This window comes from Opitutus terrae PB90-1 (assembly GCF_000019965.1).
GTDB classification, from domain to species: Bacteria; Verrucomicrobiota; Verrucomicrobiia; order Opitutales; family Opitutaceae; genus Opitutus; species Opitutus terrae.
In genome coordinates this window covers 4,769,552-4,794,791 of the sequence record NC_010571.1, presented here as the reverse complement: position 1 = coordinate 4,794,791, position 25,240 = coordinate 4,769,552, and the positions used below count along the sequence as shown (strand labels likewise).

At 65.8% G+C, this 25,240-nt stretch carries 15 protein-coding genes; 3 read left to right on the top strand and 12 right to left on the bottom strand.

What is annotated here, in order from left to right; genetic code table 11:
- Positions 1-66 precede the first annotated feature (66 nt).
- Positions 67-1,368: an O-acetylhomoserine aminocarboxypropyltransferase/cysteine synthase family protein gene (locus OTER_RS18625; protein WP_012376494.1), complete on the bottom strand. Its 1,302-nt coding sequence runs from the start codon at positions 1,366-1,368 to the stop codon at positions 67-69.
- A 269-nt stretch (positions 1,369-1,637) separates the two neighbouring features.
- A complete protein-coding gene (recQ, locus tag OTER_RS18620; protein WP_012376493.1) occupies positions 1,638-3,476 on the bottom strand; it encodes a DNA helicase RecQ in 1,839 nt (612 codons plus the stop codon).
- A gap of 299 nt (positions 3,477-3,775) precedes the next feature.
- Here recQ and OTER_RS24430 point away from each other — a divergent pair, with 299 nt between their 5' ends.
- Together OTER_RS24430 and OTER_RS18610 are read left to right on the top strand one after the other, a co-directional pair.
- Positions 3,776-5,041 (top strand): restriction endonuclease, encoded by a 1,266-nt coding sequence (locus tag OTER_RS24430; protein WP_012376492.1) that lies wholly within the window; start codon positions 3,776-3,778, stop codon positions 5,039-5,041.
- Positions 5,042-5,089: 48 nt separating this feature from the next.
- A complete protein-coding gene (locus OTER_RS18610; RefSeq protein ID WP_012376491.1) occupies positions 5,090-6,205 on the top strand; it encodes a DNA glycosylase AlkZ-like family protein in 1,116 nt (371 codons plus the stop codon).
- Between the two features lie 261 nt (positions 6,206-6,466).
- Here OTER_RS18610 and OTER_RS18605 read toward each other — a convergent pair whose 3' ends face one another.
- Positions 6,467-7,210, bottom strand: coding sequence for an RNA polymerase sigma factor (locus tag OTER_RS18605; protein ID WP_012376490.1), 744 nt, complete (start codon positions 7,208-7,210; stop codon positions 6,467-6,469).
- Between the two features lie 333 nt (positions 7,211-7,543).
- On the opposite strand from OTER_RS18605, the gene OTER_RS18595 reads away from it, so the two are divergent.
- Positions 7,544-8,554 carry an inositol monophosphatase gene (locus OTER_RS18595; RefSeq protein WP_012376488.1) on the top strand — a complete coding sequence of 337 codons (1,011 nt, stop codon included), beginning with the start codon at positions 7,544-7,546 and terminating at the stop codon, positions 8,552-8,554.
- A 64-nt stretch (positions 8,555-8,618) separates the two neighbouring features.
- Here OTER_RS18595 and OTER_RS18590 read toward each other — a convergent pair whose 3' ends face one another.
- From OTER_RS18590 to OTER_RS24425, 9 genes are all read right to left on the bottom strand, one after another.
- Positions 8,619-9,110, bottom strand: coding sequence for a hydrogenase maturation protease (locus OTER_RS18590; protein WP_012376487.1), 492 nt, complete (start codon positions 9,108-9,110; stop codon positions 8,619-8,621).
- A gap of 126 nt (positions 9,111-9,236) precedes the next feature.
- Positions 9,237-10,766 (bottom strand): Ni/Fe hydrogenase subunit alpha, encoded by a 1,530-nt coding sequence (locus OTER_RS18585; protein WP_012376486.1) that lies wholly within the window; start codon positions 10,764-10,766, stop codon positions 9,237-9,239.
- The gene (locus OTER_RS18580) at positions 10,763-11,767 is read right to left on the bottom strand and encodes an NADH-quinone oxidoreductase subunit B family protein (RefSeq protein ID WP_012376485.1); all 1,005 of its coding nucleotides are present in this window, start codon (positions 11,765-11,767) and stop codon (positions 10,763-10,765) included. Before OTER_RS18580 ends, OTER_RS18585 begins: the two co-directional genes overlap by 4 nt.
- Positions 11,760-12,332: a hydrogenase iron-sulfur subunit gene (locus OTER_RS18575; RefSeq protein WP_012376484.1), complete on the bottom strand. Its 573-nt coding sequence runs from the start codon at positions 12,330-12,332 to the stop codon at positions 11,760-11,762. The genes OTER_RS18580 and OTER_RS18575 overlap by 8 nt, the downstream gene beginning before the upstream one ends.
- Before the next feature lie 22 nt (positions 12,333-12,354).
- On the bottom strand, positions 12,355-14,352 hold the full coding sequence (locus OTER_RS18570) for a CoB--CoM heterodisulfide reductase iron-sulfur subunit A family protein (protein ID WP_012376483.1): 1,998 nt from the start codon (positions 14,350-14,352) through the stop codon (positions 12,355-12,357).
- Positions 14,349-15,251 (bottom strand): CoB--CoM heterodisulfide reductase iron-sulfur subunit B family protein, encoded by a 903-nt coding sequence (locus tag OTER_RS18565; protein WP_012376482.1) that lies wholly within the window; start codon positions 15,249-15,251, stop codon positions 14,349-14,351. Before OTER_RS18565 ends, OTER_RS18570 begins: the two co-directional genes overlap by 4 nt.
- Positions 15,248-15,835: a 4Fe-4S dicluster domain-containing protein gene (locus tag OTER_RS18560; RefSeq protein WP_012376481.1), complete on the bottom strand. Its 588-nt coding sequence runs from the start codon at positions 15,833-15,835 to the stop codon at positions 15,248-15,250. The genes OTER_RS18565 and OTER_RS18560 overlap by 4 nt, the downstream gene beginning before the upstream one ends.
- Positions 15,836-16,256: 421 nt before the next feature.
- Positions 16,257-18,077, bottom strand: a complete 1,821-nt coding sequence (locus tag OTER_RS18555) for a glutamine--tRNA ligase/YqeY domain fusion protein (protein ID WP_012376480.1) — start codon at positions 18,075-18,077, stop codon at positions 16,257-16,259.
- 361 nt (positions 18,078-18,438) lie between these two features.
- Positions 18,439-24,951 (bottom strand): malectin domain-containing carbohydrate-binding protein, encoded by a 6,513-nt coding sequence (locus tag OTER_RS24425; protein WP_012376479.1) that lies wholly within the window; start codon positions 24,949-24,951, stop codon positions 18,439-18,441.
- Between the last annotated feature and the right edge of the window lie 289 nt (positions 24,952-25,240).

Here is a 25,240-nt window from a genome sequence, read left to right as displayed (position 1 = left end):
AGGTCCCCGAAAGAAAAAGCCGCGACGAGGGCGTCGCGGCTCCAGGAAACGAGCGTGGCGGAGGCGTCAGACCTTCGCGAGCGCCTGCTCGATGTCGGCCTGCAGATCGGCGTAGTCCTCCGTGCCGAGCGAGAGCCGGATGTAGTCGGGCTTCACTCCGGCGGCTTCCTGCTCATCGGCATTGAGCTGGCTGTGCGTCGTGCTCGCCGGATGGATCGCGAGCGACTTCGAGTCGCCAATGTTGGCGAGATGCGAGAAGAGCTTGAGCGATTCCATGAGCTTGCGGCCGCCTTCGAACCCGCCCTTGACGCCGAAGCCGAGCAGGCCGCCGAATCCGCCGTTGAGATATTTCTTCGCCGCGGCGTGATTGGGGCTCGTCTTCAGCCCGGGATAGTTGACCCAGGTGACGCGGTCGTGCTGCGACAGGAACTCGGCGATCTTGAGCGCGTTCTCGCTGATCCGCGGCATGCGCAGATGCAGTGTTTCCAGCCCCTGCAGCATCATGAAGGAGTTAAACGGCGAAATGCAGGCGCCGATATCGCGCAGCAGCTGCAGCCGCATTTTCAGGATGTAGGCGACGTTCGCGCCACCGGCCGGCGGGAAGCTCTTGAAGGCGTCCCAGTGCACTAGTCCGTGGTAGGACGCATCAGCTGTGGTGAATCCTGGGAAGCGGCCGGAGCCCCAGTCGAAATTGCCGCCGTCGACGACGATGCCGCCGATCGACGTGCCGTGGCCGCCGATGTATTTCGTGCTCGAGTGCACGACGATGTTGGCGCCCCACTCGAAGGGCCGGTTGAGCATCGGCGAGAGGCAGGTGTTGTCGATGATCAGCGGCACGCCGGCCTCCCGTGCGATCTTGGCGACCTCCTCGAACGGGAAAATGTTGAGCGCCGGATTGCCGAGGCCTTCCCCGTAAAAGGCCTTGGTGTTTGGCCGGAGCGCGCGGCGAAAACTGTCCGGATCATCGGCGTCGACGAACGACACCTCGATGCCGAGCCGCGGCAGGGTGTAGTGGAAGAGATTGTAAGTGCCGCCATAGAGCTGGGCGACGGAGACGATGTGATCGCCAGCGCCGGCGACATTGAAAATGGAGTCGGTGATCGCGGACTGACCCGAGCTGTGCGCGAGCGCGCCGGAACCGCCCTCGAGCGCGGCGACGCGTTGCTCGAACACGTCGGTCGTCGGGTTCATGATCCGCGTGTAGATGTTGCCGAGCTCCTTCAGCGCAAAAAGGTTCGCGGCGTGCTCGGTGTCGCGGAAGACGTAGCTGGTGGTTTGGTAGAGCGGAACGGCGCGGGAGCCGGTGGTGGGATCGGGTTGCTGGCCGGCGTGGAGCGCCTTGGTGCCTAGTCCGTGGGATGTGTGCATGGCGGGAAAAGACGGTGGCGGTTACCAGAGCGTTGGCAAGCGAGTCTGGAGTGCAGTCCAGAGCCTAGAGTCTAGAGTCCAGAGCTGAGAGCCTGGAGCATGAAAAGGTGGAGCGGTTTGCGGAGGTAGGGCGGGCATTCCGCTGCCCGCCGGGATGTCGCCGGAGATTCGCGGCGCTCACGGAGTGAGCGCCCTACCTTGGCGACCTCGCGGGCGTCGCAAGCGACGCCCCTACGAATCGAGCTGCAAACCGGAAGCCGTGGGTTCCCTCACCCAAACGACTGCCTCGAATTGGTCTGGAGGTAGGCGGCGATTTCCGCGGCGAACCGCGCGCCAAACTCGGCGCGCTTCTTCTCGCCCATGCCGGGAATGCCCTCCATCGCGTCGAGCGATTGCGGATAGTAACGCGCCATCGCGCGGAGCGTGGTGTCGCCAAAAACGATGTAGGCGGGCACGCGGCGCTCGTCGGCGAGTTGTTTGCGCAGACCACGCAGCCGGGTGAAAAGGATTTCGTCGCATGCGACTTCGCCCTCGCGCCGGCTGACGCGTTTCGCTTTCGGCGTGTCCATGGGCTTCGTGAGCGTGATCGGCGTGCGCTGCACGAGTGCCGTCAGCCCGTCCCGTGTCAGTGCGAGCGTGGCGTATTCGCCCTCGGCGACGGTGAGCAGGCCGAGCCGCGTCAGCTCCCGCCCGACGGCAGCCCATTGCGAACGCGAGAGCTCGGCGCCGATGCCATAGGTGGTGAGTCGGTCGTGGCCCCAGCGGCGGATCTTGTCGGTGTCGGCGCCGGTGAGCACCTCGATGAGGTGATTCAGGCCGACGCTGAATCCGCTATTCTGCTGAATCCGGTAAACGCACGAGAGAAGTTTCTGCGCGACGAGCGTGCCGTCGTAGGTTTCGCGCGGCTCGAGGCAGTTGTCGCACGCGCCGCAGTTGTCCACGCCGAAGGTTTCGCCGAAATACGCCAGCAACTCGGCGCGACGGCAGCCGGCGCTCTCGGCGTAGTGGACGATTTTCCGGAGCTGCGTGCGCGCGATCTGCTGTTCCTGTTCGTCAGTGATCTCGTCGAGGAAATGGAGCTGCTTGGCGATGTCGCCGGCGCTGAACAGCAGCAGGCAGTCGCCCGGCAGTCCGTCGCGGCCGGCGCGACCGGTCTCCTGATAATAACCCTCGATGTTCTTGGGCAGGTCGTGGTGGATGACCCAGCGGACGTTCGGTTTGTTGATGCCCATGCCGAACGCGATCGTGGCGCAGACGATCCGCGCGTCGTCGCGGAGAAACTCCTCCTGATGGCGCGTGCGTTCGTCGGCGGTGAGCCCGGCGTGATAGGGCTTGGCGGAGAAACCGCGACCGGCGAGCGATTCGGCCAGCCGCTCGGCCGCCGCGCGGCTCGCGCAGTAGATGATCCCGCTCTCGTCCTCGCGCTTGCGGACGAAGTCGATGATCTGTTTCAGCGGCTGGTCTTTCGGAATGACGCGGTAGGTGAGATTCGGCCGGTTGAAGCTGGCGACAAACACGGCGGGCTCGCGCAGCTTCAGGTGCTCGATGATGTCGGCCCGCACGCGCGTCGTGGCCGTGGCGGTAAGCGCCATCGCCGGTACGTCGGGCAACGCGCGGCGCAGCTTCGCGAGCTGGCGGTACTCCGGTCGGAAATCGTGGCCCCACTCGGAAATGCAATGCGCCTCGTCGATCGCGAGGCAGGCGATCTGCCACGCACGGAGATTGTCCTGCCAGCCGTTGAGCATCAGCCGCTCCGGCGCGACGTAGAGGAGCTTGAACTCGCCCTGATGCAGCCCGCGCAGCCGGCGGCGCGATTCGTCGGCGTCGAGCGTCGAGTTGAGAAACGTGGCGGCGACACCGCTCGCCTGCAGCGCGTCGACCTGATCCTTCATCAACGCGATCAGCGGCGAAACCACGACGGTGAGTCCCGGCCGCACGAGCGCGGGGAGTTGGAAGCAGAGCGACTTGCCGCCGCCGGTCGGCAGCAACGCAAATACATCCTGGCCCGCGAGCGTGGCCGCGATGATCTCCCGCTGCAGCGGGCGGAAGGAGCCGTAGCCGAACGTGCGTTTCAGCGTCAGGTCGAGATCATCGGGAGCAAGCGGCATGAATGCGGACGTGATAGTCGATCGGGGACGCGAAACACACGGAAAATCGAGTGGTGCCGGACGAAGTTTGGCCGGGCTGCGCACTTCGCGCTGAATGCGGCGGAGCAACGGCCGCAGGACGGACAGCAAGGCCGGTGCATGCAAACAGACGGCTCCGTCGTGCCAAGCGCGCGCGGCCGGCGGAGTTTCACCTTCGCGTTGCCAACGGAGAGCCGTTTCATGATAAACGAGCCGTGACCCCACCAGCAGGAGGAAGCAGGACAAACCGCAGCAGCCGGTTTATTTGGTCGTGGCTCGGAGTGCTGTTGCTGGCGACGCTGCTGCCGGCGGCGGAGAACAGCCCGGTCGTCGGCCCAGGCGCGACACGCGACGAAGTGCTGGCGGCGTATGGTTGGCCGAGCGGGCAGTCGTTGTCCGGCGGCCGCGAGATCTTCACCTATCCGCAGGGGCAGGTGGTGCTGAAGGATGGGGTGGTCGAAAGGATGGATTTTTCGCCCAACGTGCCGTGGCCGAAACCGAAGCCGCGTCCGCCGGCGGCCACGGCGAGCACGAAGCCGTCGGTCGCGGAGAAGCCGGTCGCGGTCGCGAGAAAGGACGCCTGGCTCGCCGACATCGCGGCGGCGAAGGCGGAGGCGGCGAGCCGGGCCGCGCAGATGCTCCTGCTGTTCACGGGGTCCGATTGGTCGCCGCCGTCGAAGCGCTTTGAAGCCGAGGTGGCGAATGCACCTGAATTTCTGGCCGCGGTGAGCGACCTCGTGCTGGTGCGGTTGGATTTTCCGCGCACCACCACGCTGGCCCCCGCGCTGCGGGAGCAGAACGCCGTGTTGCGGGAGCGTTACAACGTGACGACTTATCCGACGCTCGTGCTGGTCGACGCCGACGGGCAGGAAGTGTCGCGAGTAAACCTGGCGAAGGAACGCCGCGAGCCGACGTATCGCGAGCAGGTGATTGCAGCAGTCGCGGAGGCGCGACCCACGACCTCGCCGCTGGTCACGCGCGCCGGTGAAGCGCCGGCTGGCCGCAACCTGGCAGGAGGCGCGCTGGGCCGGGTGAGTGTGGTGATTATGGCGGGCGCCGTGATCGTGTTGGGCCTGTGCTGGTGGCTAATCCGCCGGCGGGCCGCCGAGTCGGAGGCGAGCCACACCGGGCCGGCGACGATCCTGCCGACGCCGGCGGACGTCGCGGCGTGGTCGCAGGAACGGCTGCGCGATGTGGCAGCGGCCTTGTTCGAATACGAAGGCTCGCGTGTGCAAGTGCGGCCGGCCGACAGCGGGGCGGATCTCGCGTTGCTGCATCCGAGCGAGCCGAAGCCGCGCGTGCTGGTGCGCTGCCAGGCGGCGAGCGCGGGACTGGCGGCGGCGAAGGGCGTGCGGACATTTTTCGGGACGACGGTGATGGAAGGCGTCGACGGCGTGTGGTTCGTCTCGGCGGGCGGGTTCACCGCGGAGGCGCGGCAGTTCGCCGCCGAGCACGGACTGGTGCTGATCAGCGGCGAGGATCTGCTGCAGCGACTCAAGGCCATGCCGCCGCTTGCATTGATGCGCGCGCTGGCACCGGCGCGTTGACAATACTTGCGTCGATGCGGCCGGCCGGCATTCACGAGCGGACAAGTCATGCTGCCCGCCCTCGAACTCACCGCGGAGGTCGCGCGTCGCTTTCACCGGCGCGCGGTGTTGCTCGACGAGCGCGTCGCCGATGTGGGCGTGGCGCTTGCTCATCACGGCTACGTGCAGATTGATCCGGTCAACGTCTGCGGACGGATGCATGACCTGATCCTGCGCAATCGCGTGCGGGACTACCGCGAGGGCGATTTGATGCGGCACCTGCACGGTGACGGCGCGGCACTCGGGCCCGGGCAGCGCCGCGCGATCGAGCACCACCTGCCGTCGAGTTCGATCCTGGTGGCTTTCCCGTTGGACGCGTGGCCGCACCTGCTGACCGCGATGCAAGCGCGCGCACGGCAGCGCGGCGCGTGGTCCGGCCGACTGACGCCGCGTGAGCGCGAGCTGGCCGAACGAATTCTCGGGGAGATCGGCGCGCGCGGTCCGCTGTCGTCCGAACACATCGACGATGACCGCCGCGGTCGGCGCGTGTGGGGCAGCTCGACCCTGGCGAAAACGACGCTGCAGAAATTGTTTTTTCACGGACGCGTGTTGATTGCCCGGCGCGAAAACAACCGCCGGCACTACGATCTGCCCGAGCGGGTGCTGCCCGCCAGCGTGCTGGCGATCAAGCCGCCGCCCGCGGACGACACGGCGCGCTGGCTGGTGCTCACCAAATTGCGGCAGCGGCGGTTGGTGACACTGAAACGCGACGAGCTTCCGCTGGTCGAGGACGTGGTGCAGCCGGTGAGGGTCCCGGACTGCCCGCTGCTCTACTGTCGGCGCGAGGACGTGCCGCTGATCGACGCCGTGGCGGCTGCGCCGCAGGATTCCGCGGTGCGGCTGCAGCTGCTCGCGCCGCTGGATCCGTTGATCTACGACCGTCGCGTCACTCGTGCGCTGTGGCAGTTCGACTACACGTGGGAAGTTTACACGCCGGCGCACAAGCGCGTGCGCGGACACTATTCGCTGCCGGTGCTGGCGGGGACGGAACTGGTCGGACACGTCGACCCCAAGGCGGACCGGACCGCCCGCAAGCTGCTGCTCGCGGGGAAAAAGTTGCGCCGCGGGTACGCGGCTGCAGGCGCGCTCAAGGAACTGGCGGCGTTTTTGGGGCTGCGCCGGTGAGCGATCTGGCGGCCCGCGTCGCAGCGGGCTGATTGGGAACGGCCAGTGTTGGCAACCCCGGACATCGTTTCGACGCGGCTCGTCCCTCGCGGCCGGCTCGGCGGTCGGGCCCTGCCGTTCCTAGCCGCTCATTGGGCTCGGAGCAGGAAGCAGCTGCAGCTGGCGGCGAGCGGCGTGTCGTGCTGGAAAACACAACAGCCAGATTGATGTCATGATCGTGACACCAATCTGGCTGCGAATGTTAATCCACTATGGCAGAAATCAGGCGCAGGCGATGGCGGGGCGGCCGTAGGTAGCGCGGCTCGGAAGGAACCACTCGCCGGGTGCGGCCCCCGGAGCGAACTCGGGGCAGGCCTCGGCCAGCAGCGTGCGGAGGTTCTCGCGGGCCCGGGCGATGCGGCTCTTGACCGTGCCGACATTGATGCCGAGCGTCGTGGCGATTTCCTCGTAGGAGCGGTTGAGCACGTTGCGCAGCGTGAGAATCTCGCGGTGCCGGGCGTCGAGCTTTTCCATGCACAGATCGACGAGCGTCGAGAATTCGCCGGCCACAGTTTCCTGCGCCGGATCCTGCACGACGTCGGCGACCAGATCGGCGAAGGTCGCCGCGCTGTCCTCGCTCAACGCGCAGTCGAGCGACAGCGAGTCCTGCCGGCGGCGGCGGAAGAAATACCAGTAGCGATTGCGCGCCAAGTTGACAGCGATGCGATAGAGCCAGGTCGCGAGCGAAGAGTCGCCGCGGAAGTTGGCCAGGCCGCGGTGCGCGCGGATGAAGGTGTCCTGCGTGATCTCTTCGGCGTCGGCGTGGTTGCGCAGCAGGCCGAGCGTGACGGTGAAGATCTTGCCGCGGTAGCGCTCCATGATCTCGACGAACGCGGCTTCGTCCCCTTGCGCGAAGCGACGAACCAGTTCGTCATCGATCGCGGCGTCGGGGGTTGCCCGGCGGAGGTTTTCGGTCGACGGGTGGGAGCGGGAGGCTTTGGCGGTGAGGTGGGTGGTGGCTGGCATGGAGAAGTGTGGTTGTGTGTAAGCGCACCCCCTTTACCTCGTAACGTGCCAGCCGGCTCACGAAGTTCTTAAGTCCCGGAAAATGAGCGGCCTAAATTTTTGGAGGAACTGTCATAACCCGCGTGGGCAGCGTTTCTTCGTGCATTTTGCGGTCGGCCCAGATGGGGATTCGCGCAAACCGCCCGGCGTGAAAAACCCGGTACCTGCGATCGTGTCCGCCGCAGGGCTGCGGCTGCCCTCGCGCGTGGACGCTTGGAACCGGGGCCGCAACGAACTGACCAGCATGGCAGTGTCGGTTCGCCAAACCCTCGCCGAAGCGTTTTGCTGGCGCCGATGACCTCCCAGCAACTTGAACGTGCGCGCCGGTTGCTGTGCGCGTTGCACCGGGCGATTCGCGAGCGGCTGATCCGGAGCCGGGCGCGCCAGGGTCGCAGCTTCGCGAAGGTCGTGGCGGTGACCCAAGCCGACACCATCTACCACGTCGACAAGCTGAGCGAAGCCGTGGTGATGGAGTGGTTCGAGTCACAATGGCCCCGCCGCTGGCCGGTCGAACTGGTGATGGAGGGCATTCCGGACGGCGAAGTCGTCACGTGGCCCCGCGGCACGCCGGTGAGCGAGACGATGTTCAAGTGCATCCTCGATCCGATCGACGGCACGCGGAACCTGATGTATGACAAACGCAGCGCGTGGGTGCTGACGGGGCTGGCGCCGCAACGCGGCAGCCGCACGGCGTTGAGCGACATCGTGGTCGCGGTGATGACGGAGCTGCCCACCACGAAGCAGTGGCGGGCGGATCAGATCAGCGTCTGCAAGGGCGCGGGACGGCGGGGCGTCGTGGCCACGGCGATGGACTTAAGGACTGGCCGGGCGAAGCGGTATTGGCCGCAGCCGTCGCGGGCGCGGGACTTTCGTCACGGGTTCGCGTCGCTGGTGAAGTTTTTCCCCGAGGGCAAAGCGGCCGCGGCGCGAATTGAAGAGGGCATGTGGAGCGAACTCGGCTGCGCCGATGCGCAGAACACGGCCTTGGTCTTCGACGATCAGTATCTCACCACGGGCGGACAGATCTACGAGTTGCTGGTCGGGCATGATCGGATGATCGCGGACCTGCGGCCGCAGATCTTCGCGCGGCTCGGGGTGACGACCGCGCTGGCGTGTCACCCTTACGACATCTGCACCGAGCTTATCCTGCGGGAGGCGGGAGGGATCGTCGAGGCGCCGGAAGGCGGGCCCTTGCGCGCGCTGCTGGACACGACCACTCCGGTGGCTTGGGTGGGGTATGCGAACGCCACGCTCGCACGGCAGGTGCGGCCGGTGCTCAGGCGGCTGATGAAGGCGGGAGGATAGGACCTCTAGGACGTATAGGTCCTAGAGGAATGAATAGGACTGATAGGACGGCGAAGACCCGAGGCTACACCGGCCGGGGCTCGGCCGGGCTCGAGGCAAACTCGAGGGCGCGCTCCACGACCAGATCCGCGGCGTCGTCGATCGCCTGTTCGACCTCCAGCGCCATTTCGGTGCCGACGGTGTAGGGATCAGCCACCTCGATCGCGACGATGCGCACGCGGCGCGGCGCGGGCGTGCCACGGCTTTCGGCGATCGCGCAGATGCGATCGATGCCGAGCGCGTGCGGCGAGCGCGTGCCGCGCGTGGGGAAGTCTTCGGGCGCGGTTTCGTAGATGTGGCCGGGCGATTGGTCGCCGGTGACGACCGAGTCGACCACGACGAGGCTTTCGTGTCCCACGATGAAATCGAGCAGCCCGAGGCCCATTTCAGTGGTTTCGCGAACTTCGATGCGCGGGTCGGCCGCGAGGCGCTCACGCACTTCGCGCGCCACCCGGAGACCCACGGCATCATCCGTGAGCAGGTCGTTGCCCAAGCCAAGCACGAGGACTTTTTGCACGGCGGGAAAACGGTTGGGGGAGCGATCAGTTGTTGGGGGCGGACAGTCGCGCGAATCAACCTCCCGTCGGTCGCGGAGGGCGCCGACGTTCGGGCGGTGCGCTTCAGGCGGAGACAGGAGTTCTCGTCATTGCTGCACGAGCTGGCGGACGAGTTGCCGTTGGGGATTGTAGAGATTGATCTTGAGCGGAACGTGGCCGGGCAGCGCGTGCGTGGCGCAGCCGAAGCAGGGATCGTAGGCGCGGAACGCCATCTCGATCATGTTCATCAGCCCGTCGGAAACCTGGCCCTGCTTGATCAGACTCTTCGCCGCCCGGTCGACGCTCATCGCGATGCGCGCGGCGTTGTTCTGGGTGGCGACGATCAGGTTCGCGAGCGTGATCAGCCCGCGTTCGTCGGTCTCGTAGTGGTGGAACAGCGTGCCGCGCGGCGCCTCGACGACGCCGATGCCAACGGTGGGCTTCGCGGTGGGGATCGTCCGCAGGTCGGTGCTGAGAATCTCGGGATCGCTGACCAGCTCGACCATCCGTTCGGCGGCGGCGAGGATCTCCACGACGCGCGCCCAGTGATTGGCGAGCGTGTGGTGCACCGGTTTGCCGCCGAGAGCGGAGAAATACTCGTCGTAGGCTTTCTGTGCGAGCGGCGTGGCCATGCCGTCGGCGACGTTCAGTCGCGCCAGCGGCGCGACCGCGTAGATGCTGCTGGCCGGGCCTTCCTCGAAGCCATGCCAGCCGAGCGGCTTCAGATAACAGAATTTCACGTAGCTCCACGGCTCGACGTGCTCGGCGATGAACTCGCGGTAGCGTTGCACCGGAAACTTTGCGTATTCCCGGCCGTCGGCGTCGACGACGCGGATCTGCCCGTCGTAGAAAGCCACCTTGTTGGCCGCATCGACGAGTCCCATGTAGTAGGTGCGGTGGGTGTATGGATCGGATGTGATCAGCTTCACGTAGTCCTGGTTGGCGATCACGAGGTCGCGGAACACCTGCAAGGTGAACTGGGCGAAATCCAGTGTGTCGGCGGCCAGCGCCTGGAACGTGGCGAGATCCTCCGGTTTGAGGCCCTTCGCGACGCCGCCGGGCAGTCCGAGCACGGGATGGATGACCTTGCCGCCGAAGTAAGCGATCAGCTCGCGGAGCCGGCGGCGGGTGGCGATCACGCGCTTGCCGACCTCGAGTCCGACTTTGTTGATGACGCCGATGACGTTGCGCTCGGCCGCGGGCGCCTGGGGGCCGACGATGAAGTCCGGACCGCCCAGCAGGTAAACGTGCAGCGAGTGGTCCTCGATCATGAACGCGTTGTAGACCAGTTCGCGGATCTTCCGCGCCGCGGGCGTCGGCTCGACATGGTAAAGATCGTCGAGCGCCTTCGTGGCCGCCATATGGTGCGCGGTCGGACAGACGCCGCAAATCCGGCTCGTGATCTGGGGCATGTCCTCGGCGGGACGGCCGAGACTGAAAACCTCAAAACCGCGCAGCTCCGGTATCTGGAGATACGCGCGCTCGACGTCGCCCGCCTCGTCGAGGAACACATCGATCTTGCCGTGACCCTCGAGCCGCGTGATCGGGTCAATCGTGACGCGGCGGCGCGCGGCGGCGTAGGCGGCGCCCGCACGGTGATGGGCTTCGTTCCAGGAGGCTTCGACGGCGGGATTCATGAGGCGGACGGGCTGACGGACTGCGGAGACGGGGCGGGGCGATCGATCCGACCGCGGAGGATCGAGGTCGCGAGACCGTAGCGGTAGAATGTGCCGACGGGATCGGGAATGCCGGCGAGCACGGCGGCGGCTTCGGCTTCGGTTTTGGCGACGGCGTTGGCGGCGAGGGACGAGAGGATCTTTGCGCCCTGATCCCGGATGCGAGAGGTCGGCCCGAAGCAGCCGGTGCACGGCATGTTGCCAGCGGGGCAGAGCGCCTCGCAGCCGGCGCGCGTGGCCGGGCCCATGCAGACGAAGCCTTGGGCGAGCAGGCAGAGGTCGGGATCGATTTTGGCGAGGTGTGGGCGCTTGAACTCGGTGAAGCTCAGCGTGGCCGGCTTGCTCGGCTTGCGCGCGCACTCGTTGCAGAGCGCGACATCGGGGGCGAGCACGCTGCCGCGCGGCGGGAGCTTGCCTTCGAGCAGGGCGGTGATGGCGGCCTTGGTGATCTTCGGCGTCGGCGGACACCCGGGGATGTAGTAGTCGACGGCGACGACCTGATCGAGCGAGCGGACGGTGTGGCGAAACTCGGGGAGCGTGAGCGAATGTCCGTTGTTTTGGTGAGCCGGTTGCGGCCGAACGTGGGTGGGGTTGTCGATTGTCGGCGTCTGTTCGTAAACGTAGCTGAGCAGCTGTTCGCGATCGAACTGGTTCGCCAGCCCCGGAATCCCGCCGAGGTGCGCACAGGCGCCATACGCGATCAGGAACTGGCTCTTGCGGCGGAGCAGCTGCGCCATCTCCTCCTGCTCGCTGGTGCGAATCGCGCCGTTGAGAAAGGTGGCGGTGATACCTTGGTCCGGGAGCGCGTCGACGTCCTTCTTCTTGAAATCCATCGCGACCGGCCAGAACACAATGTCGACCGCTTCGATCACGCCGAGAATGTCCTCGGCGAAATCGACGATGGCTTCCTCGCAACCGCCGCAGGCGGCACACCAGTAGAACGCGACTTTCGGTTTAGGCATGGGTGACCTCCGCGTGAACCGGACTTGGGGGCTCGGCGAGGGGAGCGGCGGATTCCTGCTGGGCGACGTGCGCGGCCAAGGCGCTCACTTCGCGATCCCACTCAGCGTGCCGGCCGGGCAGGTTGAGCGGACCGAGCGCGCGGATTTCCTCGACCATTTCGTTGACGACCGTGCGCACGCGGTCGCCTTCGGAGGCGGAGATCCACTCGAGTCGCACGCGTTTTTCCGGGAACCCGAGCATCTGGAGCAGCCGCTTCAGCATTTCGAAACGGCGGAGTGTTTTGAGATTGCCCTCGACGTAGTGGCAGTCGCCGGGATGGCAGCCGCCGATCAGCACGCCGTCGGCGCCGGCGGCGAACGCGGCGAGGATGAACTGCGGATCGACGCGGCCAGAGCACATCAACCGGATCACGCGGACGTTCGGCGCGTATTTGAGCCGTGAGACGCCGGCGAGATCCGCCGCGGTGTAGGTGCACCAATTGCAGAAGAAAGCAACGATACGAGGCTGCCAGGAAGAGGGCGGCGCGAACGTAGGAGTGGCAGATGGGGAAGGCGCAGTGCTCATGGTGAAATCCGAAATCCGAGGGCTAGTCCGCCAAGACTCCGGCGATTTCGCTGAAGACCTGCTGGTCTTCGAAGAGGTTTTGGTGGATCGAGCCACTGGGGCATGCCGCCACGCAGGTGCCGCAGCCTTTGCAGAGCGCGGCGTTGATCGAGGCGACCTGTTTGGTCTCGTCGAAGGTGATCGCAGTATACGGACACAGTCCGATGCAGGACTTACAGCCGGAGCATTCCTCGGCGGCGATATAGGCGGTATTCGGCTCCTGCTCGATGTAACCCCGGTCGATGAGCGCCAGCGCCTCGGCGGCGGCGGCGCCCGCCTGCGCGATGCTGTCGGGAATGTCCTTCGGCCCCTGGCAGCAGCCGGCGATGAACACGCCGTCGGTGAACGTGCTCACCGGCGCGAGCTTCGGGTGCTTTTCCAAAAACCAGCCCTCGGTGCCGCAGCTCATGTTGAACAGCCGGCGGACCTCCTGCGCGTCGCTTTGCGGCTCCATGCCGACGGCGAGCACGATCATGTCGACCGGGATCCGGCGAACGAGTCCGGCGAGGGTATCCTCGGCGCGGATCACCAGCTTGCCTTCCTCCTCGGGCACGAGCGCCCAGTCGGTGACCTCGGCCACGCGGCCGCGGACAAACTGGATGCCGTCGCGGAGCGACTTGTCGTAAAACTCTTCGCAGCCCTTACCGGGCGCGCGGATGTCCATGTAGAAAACGGTGACGTCGGCGTCGGTGTGCTCGCGGACTAACTGGGCGAGCTTCATCGAATGCATGCAGCAGGTGCGCGAGCACCAGCGGTTGGTGCGAAAATCGCGCGAGCCGACGCAGAGGATGAACGCGACGGATTTCGGCGGCTGGCCGTTCTTGAGCAGAATCTCGCCGCCGGTCGGACCGGAGCTGGTCACCAGCCGCTCGAGTTCGAGCGAGGTGACGACGTTCGGGTAGGCGCCGTAGCCGTATTGCGGGATGCGTTTCGCATCGAAGAGCTTGAACCCGGTCGCGACGATGATGTTGCCCACCTTGATCGTTTCCAGCCGCTCCATCTGCTCGAAGTTGATCGCCTTGCGGTCGGTGCAGGCGTCGAGGCAGGTCATCTTGCACTTGCCGGTCTTGAGTTGGAGACAGCGCTCGGGATCGATCACGACGACCTGCGGCACCGCCTGCGGGAACGGGATGTAGATCGGTTTCCGCTTGCTGAGCCCGACGTTGAACTCGTCGGGGAACTTCCCGTCCTTGAAGATGCACGTCTTGATGCACTCCTGGCAGCCGACGCAGAGCTCCTCGTCGATGTAACGCGGCTTGCGGCGGACTGTCACGGTGTAGTTCCCGACGTAGCCCTCGACCTTCACGATCTCGGAGTAGGTCCAGAGCGTGATGTTCTCGTGGGCGCGAACCGCGGACATCTTGGGGGTCAGGATGCAGGCGGCGCAATCGAGGGTGGGGAAGGTCTTGTCGAACTTCGCCATGTGGCCGCCGATTGACGGCTCGCGCTCTACGAGGTAAACGTGCTTGTTCGCGTTGCCGAGCGTGAGCGCGGCATGGATGCCGGAGATGCCGCCGCCGACGACGAGCACGTCGGGGTTGATCGGCACGCGGGTGGTTTCGAGCGGACGGTGAAACCGCACGCGCTCGATCGCGGCACGGGCGAGGGCCTTGGCCTTCGCGGTCGCCGCCGCGCGATCGGTGTGCACCCACGAGTCGTGCTCGCGGATGTTCACCATTTGGAAGTGGAACGGATTCAGTCCGCCGGCGGCGACGGCGTGGCGGAACGTGTGTTCGTGCAACAGCGGCGAGCACGAGGCGACGACGACGCGCGTGAGGTGATGCTCGCGAATGTCCTGCTGGATCAACTCCTGCCCCGGATCCGAGCACATGTATTTGTAATCCCGAGAGACCACCACGCCCGGCAGCTTCGCGACCGCCTGAGCGACGGCGGGGCAGTCGACCACGGCGCCGATGTTGTGTCCGCAGTGGCAGATGTAGAAGCCGATGCGGATATCCCCGTTGCAGCAGTTCGAAGTCATGGCTGGGTCGGGGTTGCGGGGCTGGGGATGGGAGCGACGCTCGCGGGCAGCCGCAGCGGAACGAGGCAGCGGTGCAGGCCGAGTTGCTTGGCGGGCAGCCCGAACGCGAGGCCCATCAGTTGGGTGAAGTAGACGGTCGGGATCCGGACGTTGCCCCAGTGCCGCTCGATCTGGTCGTGATAGCCGTCGAGGTTGAACTGGCACAATGGGCAGATCGTCGCGATGACGTCGGCGCCGCGGCGCAGCGCTTCCTTGAGGATGATGTAGCTCAGCCGCAGTCCCGCCTCCGGAATCGTGCCGGTGAGGCTCGCGCCGCAGCATTTCGTTTTCAGCGGGAACGGCACGACTTCGGCGCCGAGCGTCTTGAGGAGCCGGTCCATCGTGGTGGGGTTCCACGCGTCGTCGAAGGTCGAGTAGGGTCGGACGACCTGGCAGCCGTAGTAAGGCGCGACCTTGAGCCCCTTCAGTGGGCGGACGACTTTCTCCTTCACGACGTCAAGACCGATGTCGTGGACCAGAATATCGAGCGGATGGCGGACCGCGGTTTTGCCGGAGTAGGTCAGCTTGGCGGCGCCGAGCGCGCGGTGAACCGTGTCGCGGATCGCCGGCGAGTCGGTCATTGCGTGTTTGGCCTTGTTCAGGACCAGGTAGCAGGCGCTGCAGGGCGTGATCAGGTCCTGCGCGCCGGCCTGCTCGGCGATGGCGAGGTTGCGGGCGGCGAGGACGCAGGCCTTTTCCTCGCTCACCGACATGTAGGCGGTGGCGCCGCAGCAGTTCCAGTCGTCGAGTTCCTGCATCTCGACGCCGAGATGCTTCATCACCGGCAAGAGCGATTCTTCGTAGGCGCGGCCGAGGCCTTTGAGTGAGCAGCCGGGGAAGTAGGAGTAGTTCAGGTTCATACGACCTCCCGGTGGTTGCGGGCCGCGGCGAGAATGGTGGCGAGCTCCGCGCGGCGCTCGATGCGCTCGGGCAGGATGACGAACCGGCCGGTGGTGATCAGCCCGATGCCCAGACGCCACGAACTGAATACGGCGCGCCAGTTCGCTTTCAGGAACAGCCGCATGACCAGCAAGGTTTCGGTGATCCGGCCGGTGCGCCGGACCATCTCGGCGAACTCGCGGGCGAGCACCGGAATCGGGAAGTGTTTGGGGTAGACCCGTTCCTGGATCGCGCGCTGCTTGAGCGCATACATGATGTCGGTGATCCGGATTTCCCGCGGGCACTCGACGGTGCAGGCGTAGCAGGAGGCGCAGAGCCAGATGCTGTTGCTCGTGAGCACCTCGTTTTTGAAATCGGAGCGCACCAGCGCCATGATCTGCCGGGGCGAGTGGTCCATGTAGACGCTGAGGGGGCACGTGCCGGAGCAGGTGCCGCACTGGATGCAGCTCTGCAGCCGCTCGCAGCCGGGCACCTCCATGATCTCCTTGCTGAACCCCTTGACCCGGTCGTTCTCGAACCGGATGGTGCGTGTGACTTCCCTCATCGACGCCTCCGTTGTTGGCTGTCTCCACCGCGTGCCACGTCCGCCCGGCAACATTCAGCCCACTCTGGCGCTTGGGTATATGCGAGCAGGTCCATGACGAACCGTCTGCTGCGGGTGGGGGCGTGGGGTGATCCGAGGAGCGACGTGAAATCGTTCGTCGGCCTTTGGCGGCACTCTAGGCGCCTCGCGACAAGGAGTGCTCGCCGTTCATTGGCAATCCCTGCTCATATCTTGCGGAACGCTCGCGTGCAGCCGCGATTACGGGGAATCCCGCTGAGAATAGATGCTCAGCCAGACTACAAACCCACTGCGGATTACACCGATAATCACGGATTGATCCGTGGCCCTCGGTGCGATTCGTGGTCGATTGGACCCGGCCGCGGATGGACCGGGTGCTTTCGCGTGGAGAACTCGCGACCGGCTACTTCTTCGCCCAGGTATCCTTCAGCGTGATCGTGCGGTTGAACACGAGCTTGCCGGGTGCGCTGTCCTTCGGGTCCACGGCGAAATAGCCGAGTCGTTCGAATTGGAAGCGTTCCGCCACGGACGCCGTCGCGAGCGACGGCTCGAGCTTGGCCGTCACCACGTCGAGCGAGTGCGGGTTAACCGCCTGCATGAAGTCTTCCTGCGCGCCGGGCTCCGGCACCGTAAACAGCCGATCGTAGAGCCGCACTTCGGCGTCGATGCAGCGCGTGGCGCTCACCCAGTGGATCGTGCCCTTCACCTTCCGGTCCGCGTTCGGCTGGCCGGCGCGCGTCGACAAGTCCGCGGTGCAACGCAGTTCGATCACGGCGCCCGCGGCGTCCTTGATCACCTCGTCGCACTTGATGATGCAGGCATATTTGAGCCGCACCTCGCCGCCCGGTTTCAGCCGGAAATACTTCGGCGGCGGCACCTCGGCGAAATCGTCGGCGTCGATGAACACCTCACGGGTCAGCGCGATCCGGCGCATGGTGGGATGTTCGTCCTGTGGATTGTTCACCGCGGCGCATTCGATCACCTCGTCGGCGGCGAGGTTGGTGAGCACGACCTTGATCGGTCGCAGCACACCGAGCCGGCGCTGTGCGGAGGCGTTGAGATCCTCGCGCACGGCGTGTTCGAACACCGCGATGTCGGTGAGCGAGTTGTATTTGGTGACGCCGACGCCGGTGACGAACGCCCGCACGGCGCTGGCCGGCACGCCGCGACGGCGGATGCCGCTGATCGTCGGCATGCGTGGATCGTCCCAGCCGGACACGACCTTCTCGTTCACCAGCTGGATCAACCGGCGCTTCGACACGATCATGTAGCTCGGGATGAGCTTCGCGAATTCGTACTGGTGCGGCTGCGGCCGCGGCAGGTTGAGCTGGTCGAGAATCCAGTCGTAGAGCGCGCGGTGATCAACGAACTCCAGCGTGCAGACGCTGTGGGTGATTCCTTCGAGGTAGTCGCTCAGGCAGTGGGCGAAATCGTAGAGCGGGTAAATGCACCAGGCGTCGCCGGTGTGATGGTGCGCGGCGTGGCGGATGCGATAAAGCAGCGGGTCGCGCAACCAGATGTTGGGCGCGGCCATGTCGATCTTCGCGCGCAGCGAACGGGCACCGTTGGGAAACTCGCCGGCGCGCATCCGTTGGAAGAGATCGAGGTTTTCCTCGATCGAGCGGTTCCGGTAAGGACTCTCCTTGCCGGGCTTGTCCGGCGAGCCGCGATAGGCGTCGGTTTCCTCCGGGCTCAGGTCGCAAACGTAGGCCTTGCCGGCGCGAATGAGCTGCAGCGCATACTGATAGAGCTGTTCGAAGTAATCGGAGGCGAAGAACGGCTCCAGCGCGTGGTTCGCGATCTGTGCGCTCAGCGTGGCGTCATCGAGCCCGAGCGAGGCCGGCGGCAGGTGGTAATCTTCGCGCTCATCGATCAAGCGCTTCGCCGGCGTGGTGCCCTTGGGCTTCAGTCCCAGGCAGTGATCTGCCCAGCCGGCGATCAACCAGCGCACGTCCGCGGTGATGGAATCGACATACTCGACCTCTTCCTTGGTCGGGTTGGTGTCGTCCATCCGTAGGTTGCAGTAGCCGCCGTTTTCGCGCGCGATGCCGAAGTTCAGGCAGATCGACTTGGCATGCCCAATGTGCAGATAGCCGTTGGGTTCTGGCGGGAAGCGCGTGACGATTTGCTGGTAACGCTTCTCCGCGACGTGGGTCGCGACGATGTCGCGAATGAAATCGGAAGGGGCCGGGTTGGCGGAGGGAGCGTTGGGCTCTGCGGTCATAGGAACGGACACGTTGCGGGAGCGGGCGAGGCGACGCAACGTGGTTTTGGCGCCGCGCCCCGCCTGCGGCGGGGAAATCCGAAATCCGAAGCTCCAAATCCGAAGGAAATGCGAAGCTCCAAGCTCAAATAGGATTGGCGAGCTACCCGGAAGATAGCCGCAAAGAGGCACAAGAAGCGCGAGAGAACGCGCTTCCTTGCGCCTTCTGCGCGTTTTGCGGCTATTTCAGGTCGTGGCTCGATCGACCGCGACGAGGGCGTCGCGGCTCCATGCTGCCGGCCTCAGCGAGGCCGGCTACAAGCGAGCCGAAAGAGCAGCCCGCCGGGGACGGCGGGCTGCACCTTTTGACGACGAGCGAACGCTACGGCGCGGGCAGGATCTCGATCGCGTTGATCTTCGGATTTTGCACCTGGTGCACGAAACCGATGTTCAGTTGTCCATCGGTGACCGTGACGGTGTTCTCCAACATCATCGCTCGGTTGGCTCCGCCGGCTTGCACGAAGATGTCGACATCCTCGAAGGCGCGTGCGCCCTCGATGTCGATGTCAAACACGCGCAGCCCGGCGCCTTTCGCGCTGGCATAGTTTTCCGCAAAGTAGAGCCGCACGACGTACGTGCCGTTCGGCACGGTGAACGAATAGGTGAGCTCCGGCGAGGTGCTCGCGTCGTAGCGCTCGCTGCGGAAGAGCGTCGGGTCGCTCGTGTTCGTGATCGTCGTCGAGCCCGAGACGGAATATTTGCCGCCGGTGTTATAGCCGTGGTCGGCCGACCACGTGTTGCCGGCGCTGTCGACATAGCTGCTGCCACCGGCGTTCACGCGAATCGTCGGTAGCGTCGGCCCGCTCGACGCGGTCGATATCGTCGCAGTGCTCGCCACCGAGGCATTGCCGGCGGCGTCCAGCGCTTCGACCGAGTAGCTGTAGGACGTCGCGGCGGAGAGTCCGGTGTCGTCGAACGACAGCGTCGTGACGGTCGCCAGTTGCACGCCGTCGCGCGACACGCGGTAGCCCGTTACCTCGACGTTGTCGGTCGCAGCCGTCCAACTCACGGTCAGGCTGCTCGCGGTCACGTTGGAGAACACAAGCGCGCCCGGCGCGGAAGGCGGCTGCGCATCGGCCGCCGTGGACGTCGTGACCGAGGCGGTGCTCGCCGGCGACGCGTTGCCGGCGGCGTCCAGCGCTTCGACCGAGTAACTGTAGGACGTGGCGGCGGAGAGCCCGGTGTCGTCGAACGACAGCGTCGTGACGGTCGCCAGTTGCACGCCGTCGCGCGACACGCGGTAGCCCGTTACCTCGACGTTGTCGGTCGCAGCCGTCCAGCTCACGGTGAGACTGCTCGCCGTGACGTCGGAGAAGACGAGCGCGCCCGGCGCGGACGGCGGCTGCGTATCGGGCGAGGCGGTGGTGGTGACGGAAGCGTTGCGCGCGGTGGATTCGTTGCCGGCCGCATCGAGCGCGACAACGGTGTAGTCGTAGTCGGTCTGCGCTGCGACCGTCGAGTCGGTGAACGTGAGCGCATTGACCGTGGCGAGCTCGGTTCCGTCGCGGGAAATCCGATATCCTGCGACGCCGATGTTGTCGGTCGACGCACCCCAATTGAGCGTGACGCTGTCCCAGCTCACGTCACTGAACGTGATCGCGCCGGGCTGCGTGGGCGGTTGCGTGTCCGCCGGCGCGTCGACCGAAAGGATCTCGATCGCGTTGACCTTCGGATTCTGGACCTGGTGCACGAAGCCGATGTTGAGCTGACCGTCCGTGACGGCGGTCGTGTGCTCGAGAATCAGGGCCTTGTTGCCGCCGCCCGCCTGCGCATAGATGTCCACATCTTCGAAGGCCCGGGCGCCTTCGATATCCACGTCGAAGACGCGTTTGCCGACGCCCTTGGCGCTGCCGTAGTTCTCGGCGAAGAGCAGACGGACAAGGTAGTTTCCGTTCGGCACGGCGAACGAGTAGGTGAGCTCCGGTGCGGTCGAGGCATCATAGCGCTCTGTGCGGAACAGCGGGTCATCGGTCGTGCCGGCGATGGCCGTCGAAGAGGAGACCGAATAGGTGCCGCCGGTGTTGTAGCCAGTGTCCGCCGACCAGGTGTTCCCGGCGCCGTCGACGTAGCTCGAGCCGCCTGCGTTGACGCGGATCACGGTGCTGGCGCCGCCGCTCGGCGGCGTGGCCACGCTGCCGGTGCGCTCGGGCGAGGTGTTGTTCGCCGCGTCGAAGGCCACGACCGAGTAGTCGTAGGTCGTGTTCGCGACGACGGTCGAGTCGGTGAACGTCAGGCCCGTGACCGTGGTCAGTTCCACGCCGTTGCGCGAAATCCGGTAGCCGGCCACGCCGACATTGTCGGTCGATGCCGCCCAGTTCACGGTGACGCTGCTCGTCGTCACGCCAGTGAACGAGAGCACGCCGGGCTGGCTCGGCGGTTGCGTGTCGTCGGGCGGCGGCGCGTCCAGGGTCGTGACCGATGCGGTGCTCGCGGTCGAGGCGTTGCCCGCCGCATCGAGCGCCACGACGGAGTAGTCGTAGGCGGTTTCCGGACTCACCGTCGAGTCGGTGAAGGTCAGGCTGCTCACCGTCGTGAGGACCGAGCCGTCGCGCGAGATCCGATAACCGGTGACGCCCACGTCGTCGGTCGAGCCGGTCCAGTCCAGTGTCACGCTGCTCGAAGTCACTCCGCTGAAGGTGATCGCGCCGGGCTGGGTGGGCGGTTCGGTGTCGCTCGGGCCCGAGGTCGGCAGCACCTCGATCGCGTAGATGCGCGGATGGAAGACCTGGTGGAGGAATTTGATCTGCACGTTGCCGTCATTGACCGTCGTCGCGGCCTCGAGGATCAGCGCCTTGTTGCCGCCGCCGGCCATGACGTAGACATCGACATCCTCGAACGCGCGCGTGCCCTCGATATCGACGTCGAAGACGCGCTTGCCCGGCGCCTTCGCGCTCGAGGACGTTTCCGCGAGATAAAGTCGGACGACATAGGAACCATTCGCGATCGGGATGGTGTACAGAAGTTCCGGTGACGGCGTGTCGTCCCAGCGGTAGCTTTTGAACAGCTGGCCGAGGGTGGTGCCCGTCACCGTCGCGGAATCCGTCGAGGCAAAGCCGGTGTTGTAGTAGGTGTCAGCGATCCAAGTGTTGCCGGTCGCGTCGAGGTAAGTCGGGCCGCCGCAGTTGATCCGAACCACCGTGTTCGCGCTCGCCTCGAGCGTGGTGACGCTCGCGGCGCGTGGGGCCGAGAGGTTGCCCGCGCTGTCGATAGCGACCACCGAGTAGTCATAGGTGGTCGCCGGCGCGAGCGACGAGTCGTTGTAGGAGAGGCCGGTGACCGTCGCGATCAACGCGCCGTCGCGCGAAACGCGATAACCGGTGACACCGACGTTGTCCGTCGAGGCGGTCCACGTAACCGTGAGACTGTTGGGCGTCACGTTGCTGAACGTGAGTGCGCCCGGCTGGGTGGGCGGCTGGGTGTCGGGGCTGAGGCTGGGGTCGAACATGAACACGACCGGAGTCGACGCCGGACCCTTGATGCCGGAGCTGTTGCTCAGGACGGCGGTGACGTAGTTGTAGCCGCCGTCGTCGTTCGACTTGGTGCCGGTGACGGTGAAATCGAGGTAACCTGCCGCGGGGATCACGCCGGTCTGCTCGGCGATGTCGATGGCGGTGTTGGCTTCGAACGGATCGATATCGTAGCCACCGCCGGGCACGCCACCGAGGTAGAGCGCGCCTTCGATGCGGGTCAGCGTGACATTGAAGCCGGTCGGCCCGGCGACGCGAAGGGTTTCCGGTTCACCGGTGGTGAACGGCGAAGACTTGCCGAGCGCGGTGAGTCCCGGCTTCGGCGGCTTTTCGGAGCGGAGCCACGCATAGGAGCCATCCTGCGTGTTCTCGAGCCGGCCGAGCCGCGAGCGCTGGACGCTGCCGTCGCTGAAGAACACCTCGACGGTGCTGCCGATGAGTTCGAGGCCGGAGACGCTGGCGGCGTGGTTCTCCCCGGGCGCGGCGACACCTTTCACGTTGTTTGGATCGACATCGATCGAGAAGGCGAGTGAGCCGCCGGGCGGGAAGGCGCCGAACGTGATGTCGAGCCCATCGTAGCCGTCCTCGCCGCTCGTGCCGTTGTGCGGTTTGGTGTTCGTGCCGACCGCGCCGGCTGCGCCGCCGGCATAGGTGTTAGGCTGGAAAGCCTTGTGGTCCGGATCGCCGGCGGTGCCGGCCGGATCGAACACCATGTCGGGGAAGATCGCCGTGCTCAGATCGATGGAAACGCTCTCGATTTGCTGCCCGTCAGTGGAGTTGTTCTGAATCTTGAAGGCTCCGGCCGTGTAGGTGCTGGCGGTCGCCATGTCGGTGACCGGCGGATCGATGGTGAACTTGGCGATCGCGGTGTTGTTGATCGGCGCGATGTCGAAGTAGTCCCACGTCGCAGAGAACGTCGGTGCGCCGCCGCCGCCGGTGGTGGCGAAGAATCCGATGGCGAGCGGGCGCGCGCCCATCAGCGCGGCCAGCACCTCGCCGCCGACGGCAATCGGCGAGCCCAACGCGGTGACCGGATCGCTTTCGCTGAGCCGATAGCCGGGCTGCACCGTGGCGGCGACGGGATCGACGGTGAAATACAGATCGATCGTCGTGAGGTCCGCGAGCCCGGCGAGCGGATAGAGGTCCTGCGATACGATCGTGCCGTCGTTTTCATAGACGACCTGCAGCCCGCCCGCGCCCTCGTTGCCGTGAATCGCGACGGAGACGTAGTTGTCCTGATCGCCATTGCCGAGATAGATGCCCTGCGCCTGCTGACCGGTTGGACTGCTGTTGAAGAACGGTCCGCCAAGGCGCGAGGAGATGATGTACGGCGTGGTGAATTCGTCGGAGTTGAAGGCGAACTGGTAGGCGTCCTTCTGGTTGTTGCTGGACCCGAGCGCGCGGCCGGGGCCGACCTCGGCGAGCGTGAACAACCCCGCGGTGCCGCCGGCGATCGCGTTGTCCGGACTGATCAACGGCAGGTAGTCCTGGCCGGGGTTCATCATCAGGCCGGTCATGCCGACGCCGAAGAAGCCGATGCCCGTCTCATTGAAGAGATCGTAGCGCAGCGGCAGCGGCACGCTCTTGCCGTCGAGCGGATCGATCGGGAAGGGGTCCTGCGTGTCGGGCACGCCATCGTTGTCGTCGTCGGTGTCGAGCTGGTCGGAAATGTGGTCGCCATCGACATCCGCCGGTCGGATCGCGGCCGAGCACGGATCGGAGTCGTTGGCGATCTCGTCGGCGTTGCTGTAGCCGTCGCCATCCTCGTCGACCGCGGCGGAGTTGATGCCCGTGCACGTGTCGCTGCCGGGGGAGTCGAAGTCGCTCGGCTCGAGCACGCTGATTTTCGCGGGCGCGTAATGGCTGACCCAAATGGTGCCGACGAACGCCGCGCCGTTGATCGGGTCGGGCGTGGTGACGTCGAGCGGGAGGTTGCCGAAACCGCTGGCGAGCGGCTCGACGCCGTTGGTCACGGTCGTGCCGTCGGCGCTGAGCGCGATGCGGAGCAGCTTGCCGTCGTAGCTCGCGGCGATGAGGTTGCCGCGCATTTCACCGGAGAAATTGGTCGCGATGTATTCGGCGAGGCCATTCGTGGAGGCCGTGTAGGTCATCAATGCGCCGTCGTTCACGCCCGGCTGCCGAAAATCGCCTTCGACCGGATTGGCCATCGCCACCGGCACTGGCGGCCAATCCGTGGTCGGCGTAAGCGAGAAAATCTTTTCGGAACCGGCAGGCTGCGTGGAATCGTAGTGGAACCAACCGGCGCCCGCGGGGTTCGCGCGGATCGGATTCGGGTGCCCGGCGTAGTAGCCGGCGGTGATCACGTGCAGGTTGTCCTTGTTGTTCACCGTGCCGGGCTCGCCGTCGACGTATTCGTTGGTGACGTTGCCCTCGGGGCCTTCGTTCTTGGGGTAGCCGCCCCAGCCGTTGTTGGCGCCGTTGTCCCACGCGTACATCCGCCCCTCCGCGCCGGGCGTGCGCGTGATGACGAGGTCGTAGGGGTTGCGGTAGCCGGACGAGTAGACCTGCACCGGGCCGTCCGCGACGAGCCGCGCCTGGTTCAGGCCGTCGTTGCCGCCGAACGGATCGTTGACGTCGCTGCCGTCGGGGTTCTGGCCCCGGCTGGGATTCGGGTCGTCGACGGTCGGCAGGTTGTAGAGGTATTGCTGCCCGTAGGCGTCGGTCTGGACGGGCATCGCGTTGATCGCGTCGAGATCGATGGAAAGAATCGCGGCCGAGAGCGCGGTTTCGCACATGAACGCGAAATTGTTCGAGGGGCCACCGGCATTGGTGTTGCCGCCCTGCGCGAGGTAGAGCGTGTTGGTCGCCGCATCGAGCTGCATGCCGTTGCTGGCATGATTCTCTTCCGACCGCGGCAACCCGCGGACGAGATCAACCTTGGACCAGACGCCCCCCGTACGGGTCAGTCGGGAAATGATGCCCGAGTTCGTGTCGAGGTTGAGATCGTTGACGCCGCCGCTGCCACCCCCGATCCGGGGGTCGCTGGAGGTCACGTAGATCACCGGGTTGCTCGCGGTGCCCACCACCAGGATACCCGTCACCTGGCGCGTCGTCAGCGTGGCGGCCCGGGTACCATCATCGTTGTAGTTCGGAATGTCGCGGACGAGATTGATCGTCTCGGTCGCCGTGACCTGGTAGTTGTTCGGCCCAAGTCGCTGCACGGTCATCACCAGGATCTCGCCGCTCACCTGTGCCGCGTAGAGCCGCTGATCCGGGCCGAATTGCAGCGAGGTTACGCCGCTGGCGAACGAGACGCCGTGCAGCGTGCTGATCGAAAAATTGTAAGCGGAAGCGGTGACGGCGAGCAGCAGGGAGGTCACCAAGCTGGCGAGCAGGCGGTAGTTCATAGGTGAAAAGCGATCGGAAGAAACTTGCTGGACAGGACTCTCCGCGGGCGGAGCGAAAACGGGGACGCTCCCAGCAAAACCCCGAGGACACCTCCGGGGTTAGCCTGAGAGGCGGCTGGCGGCACCGGATTCAGGCACCGCGGGGCCATGCCCCCATCCCCCACGCGAAGCGGGAAATTTCTGTCCGGCTTGCCCCCCGAGCCCGGGGCATAAACCGCAGAGGCCGCGCAGATAGCGCGACGCCGAAGTGTGTGTGGTGTTCAGAGGCGTCAGCGGGATGACTCGGGAT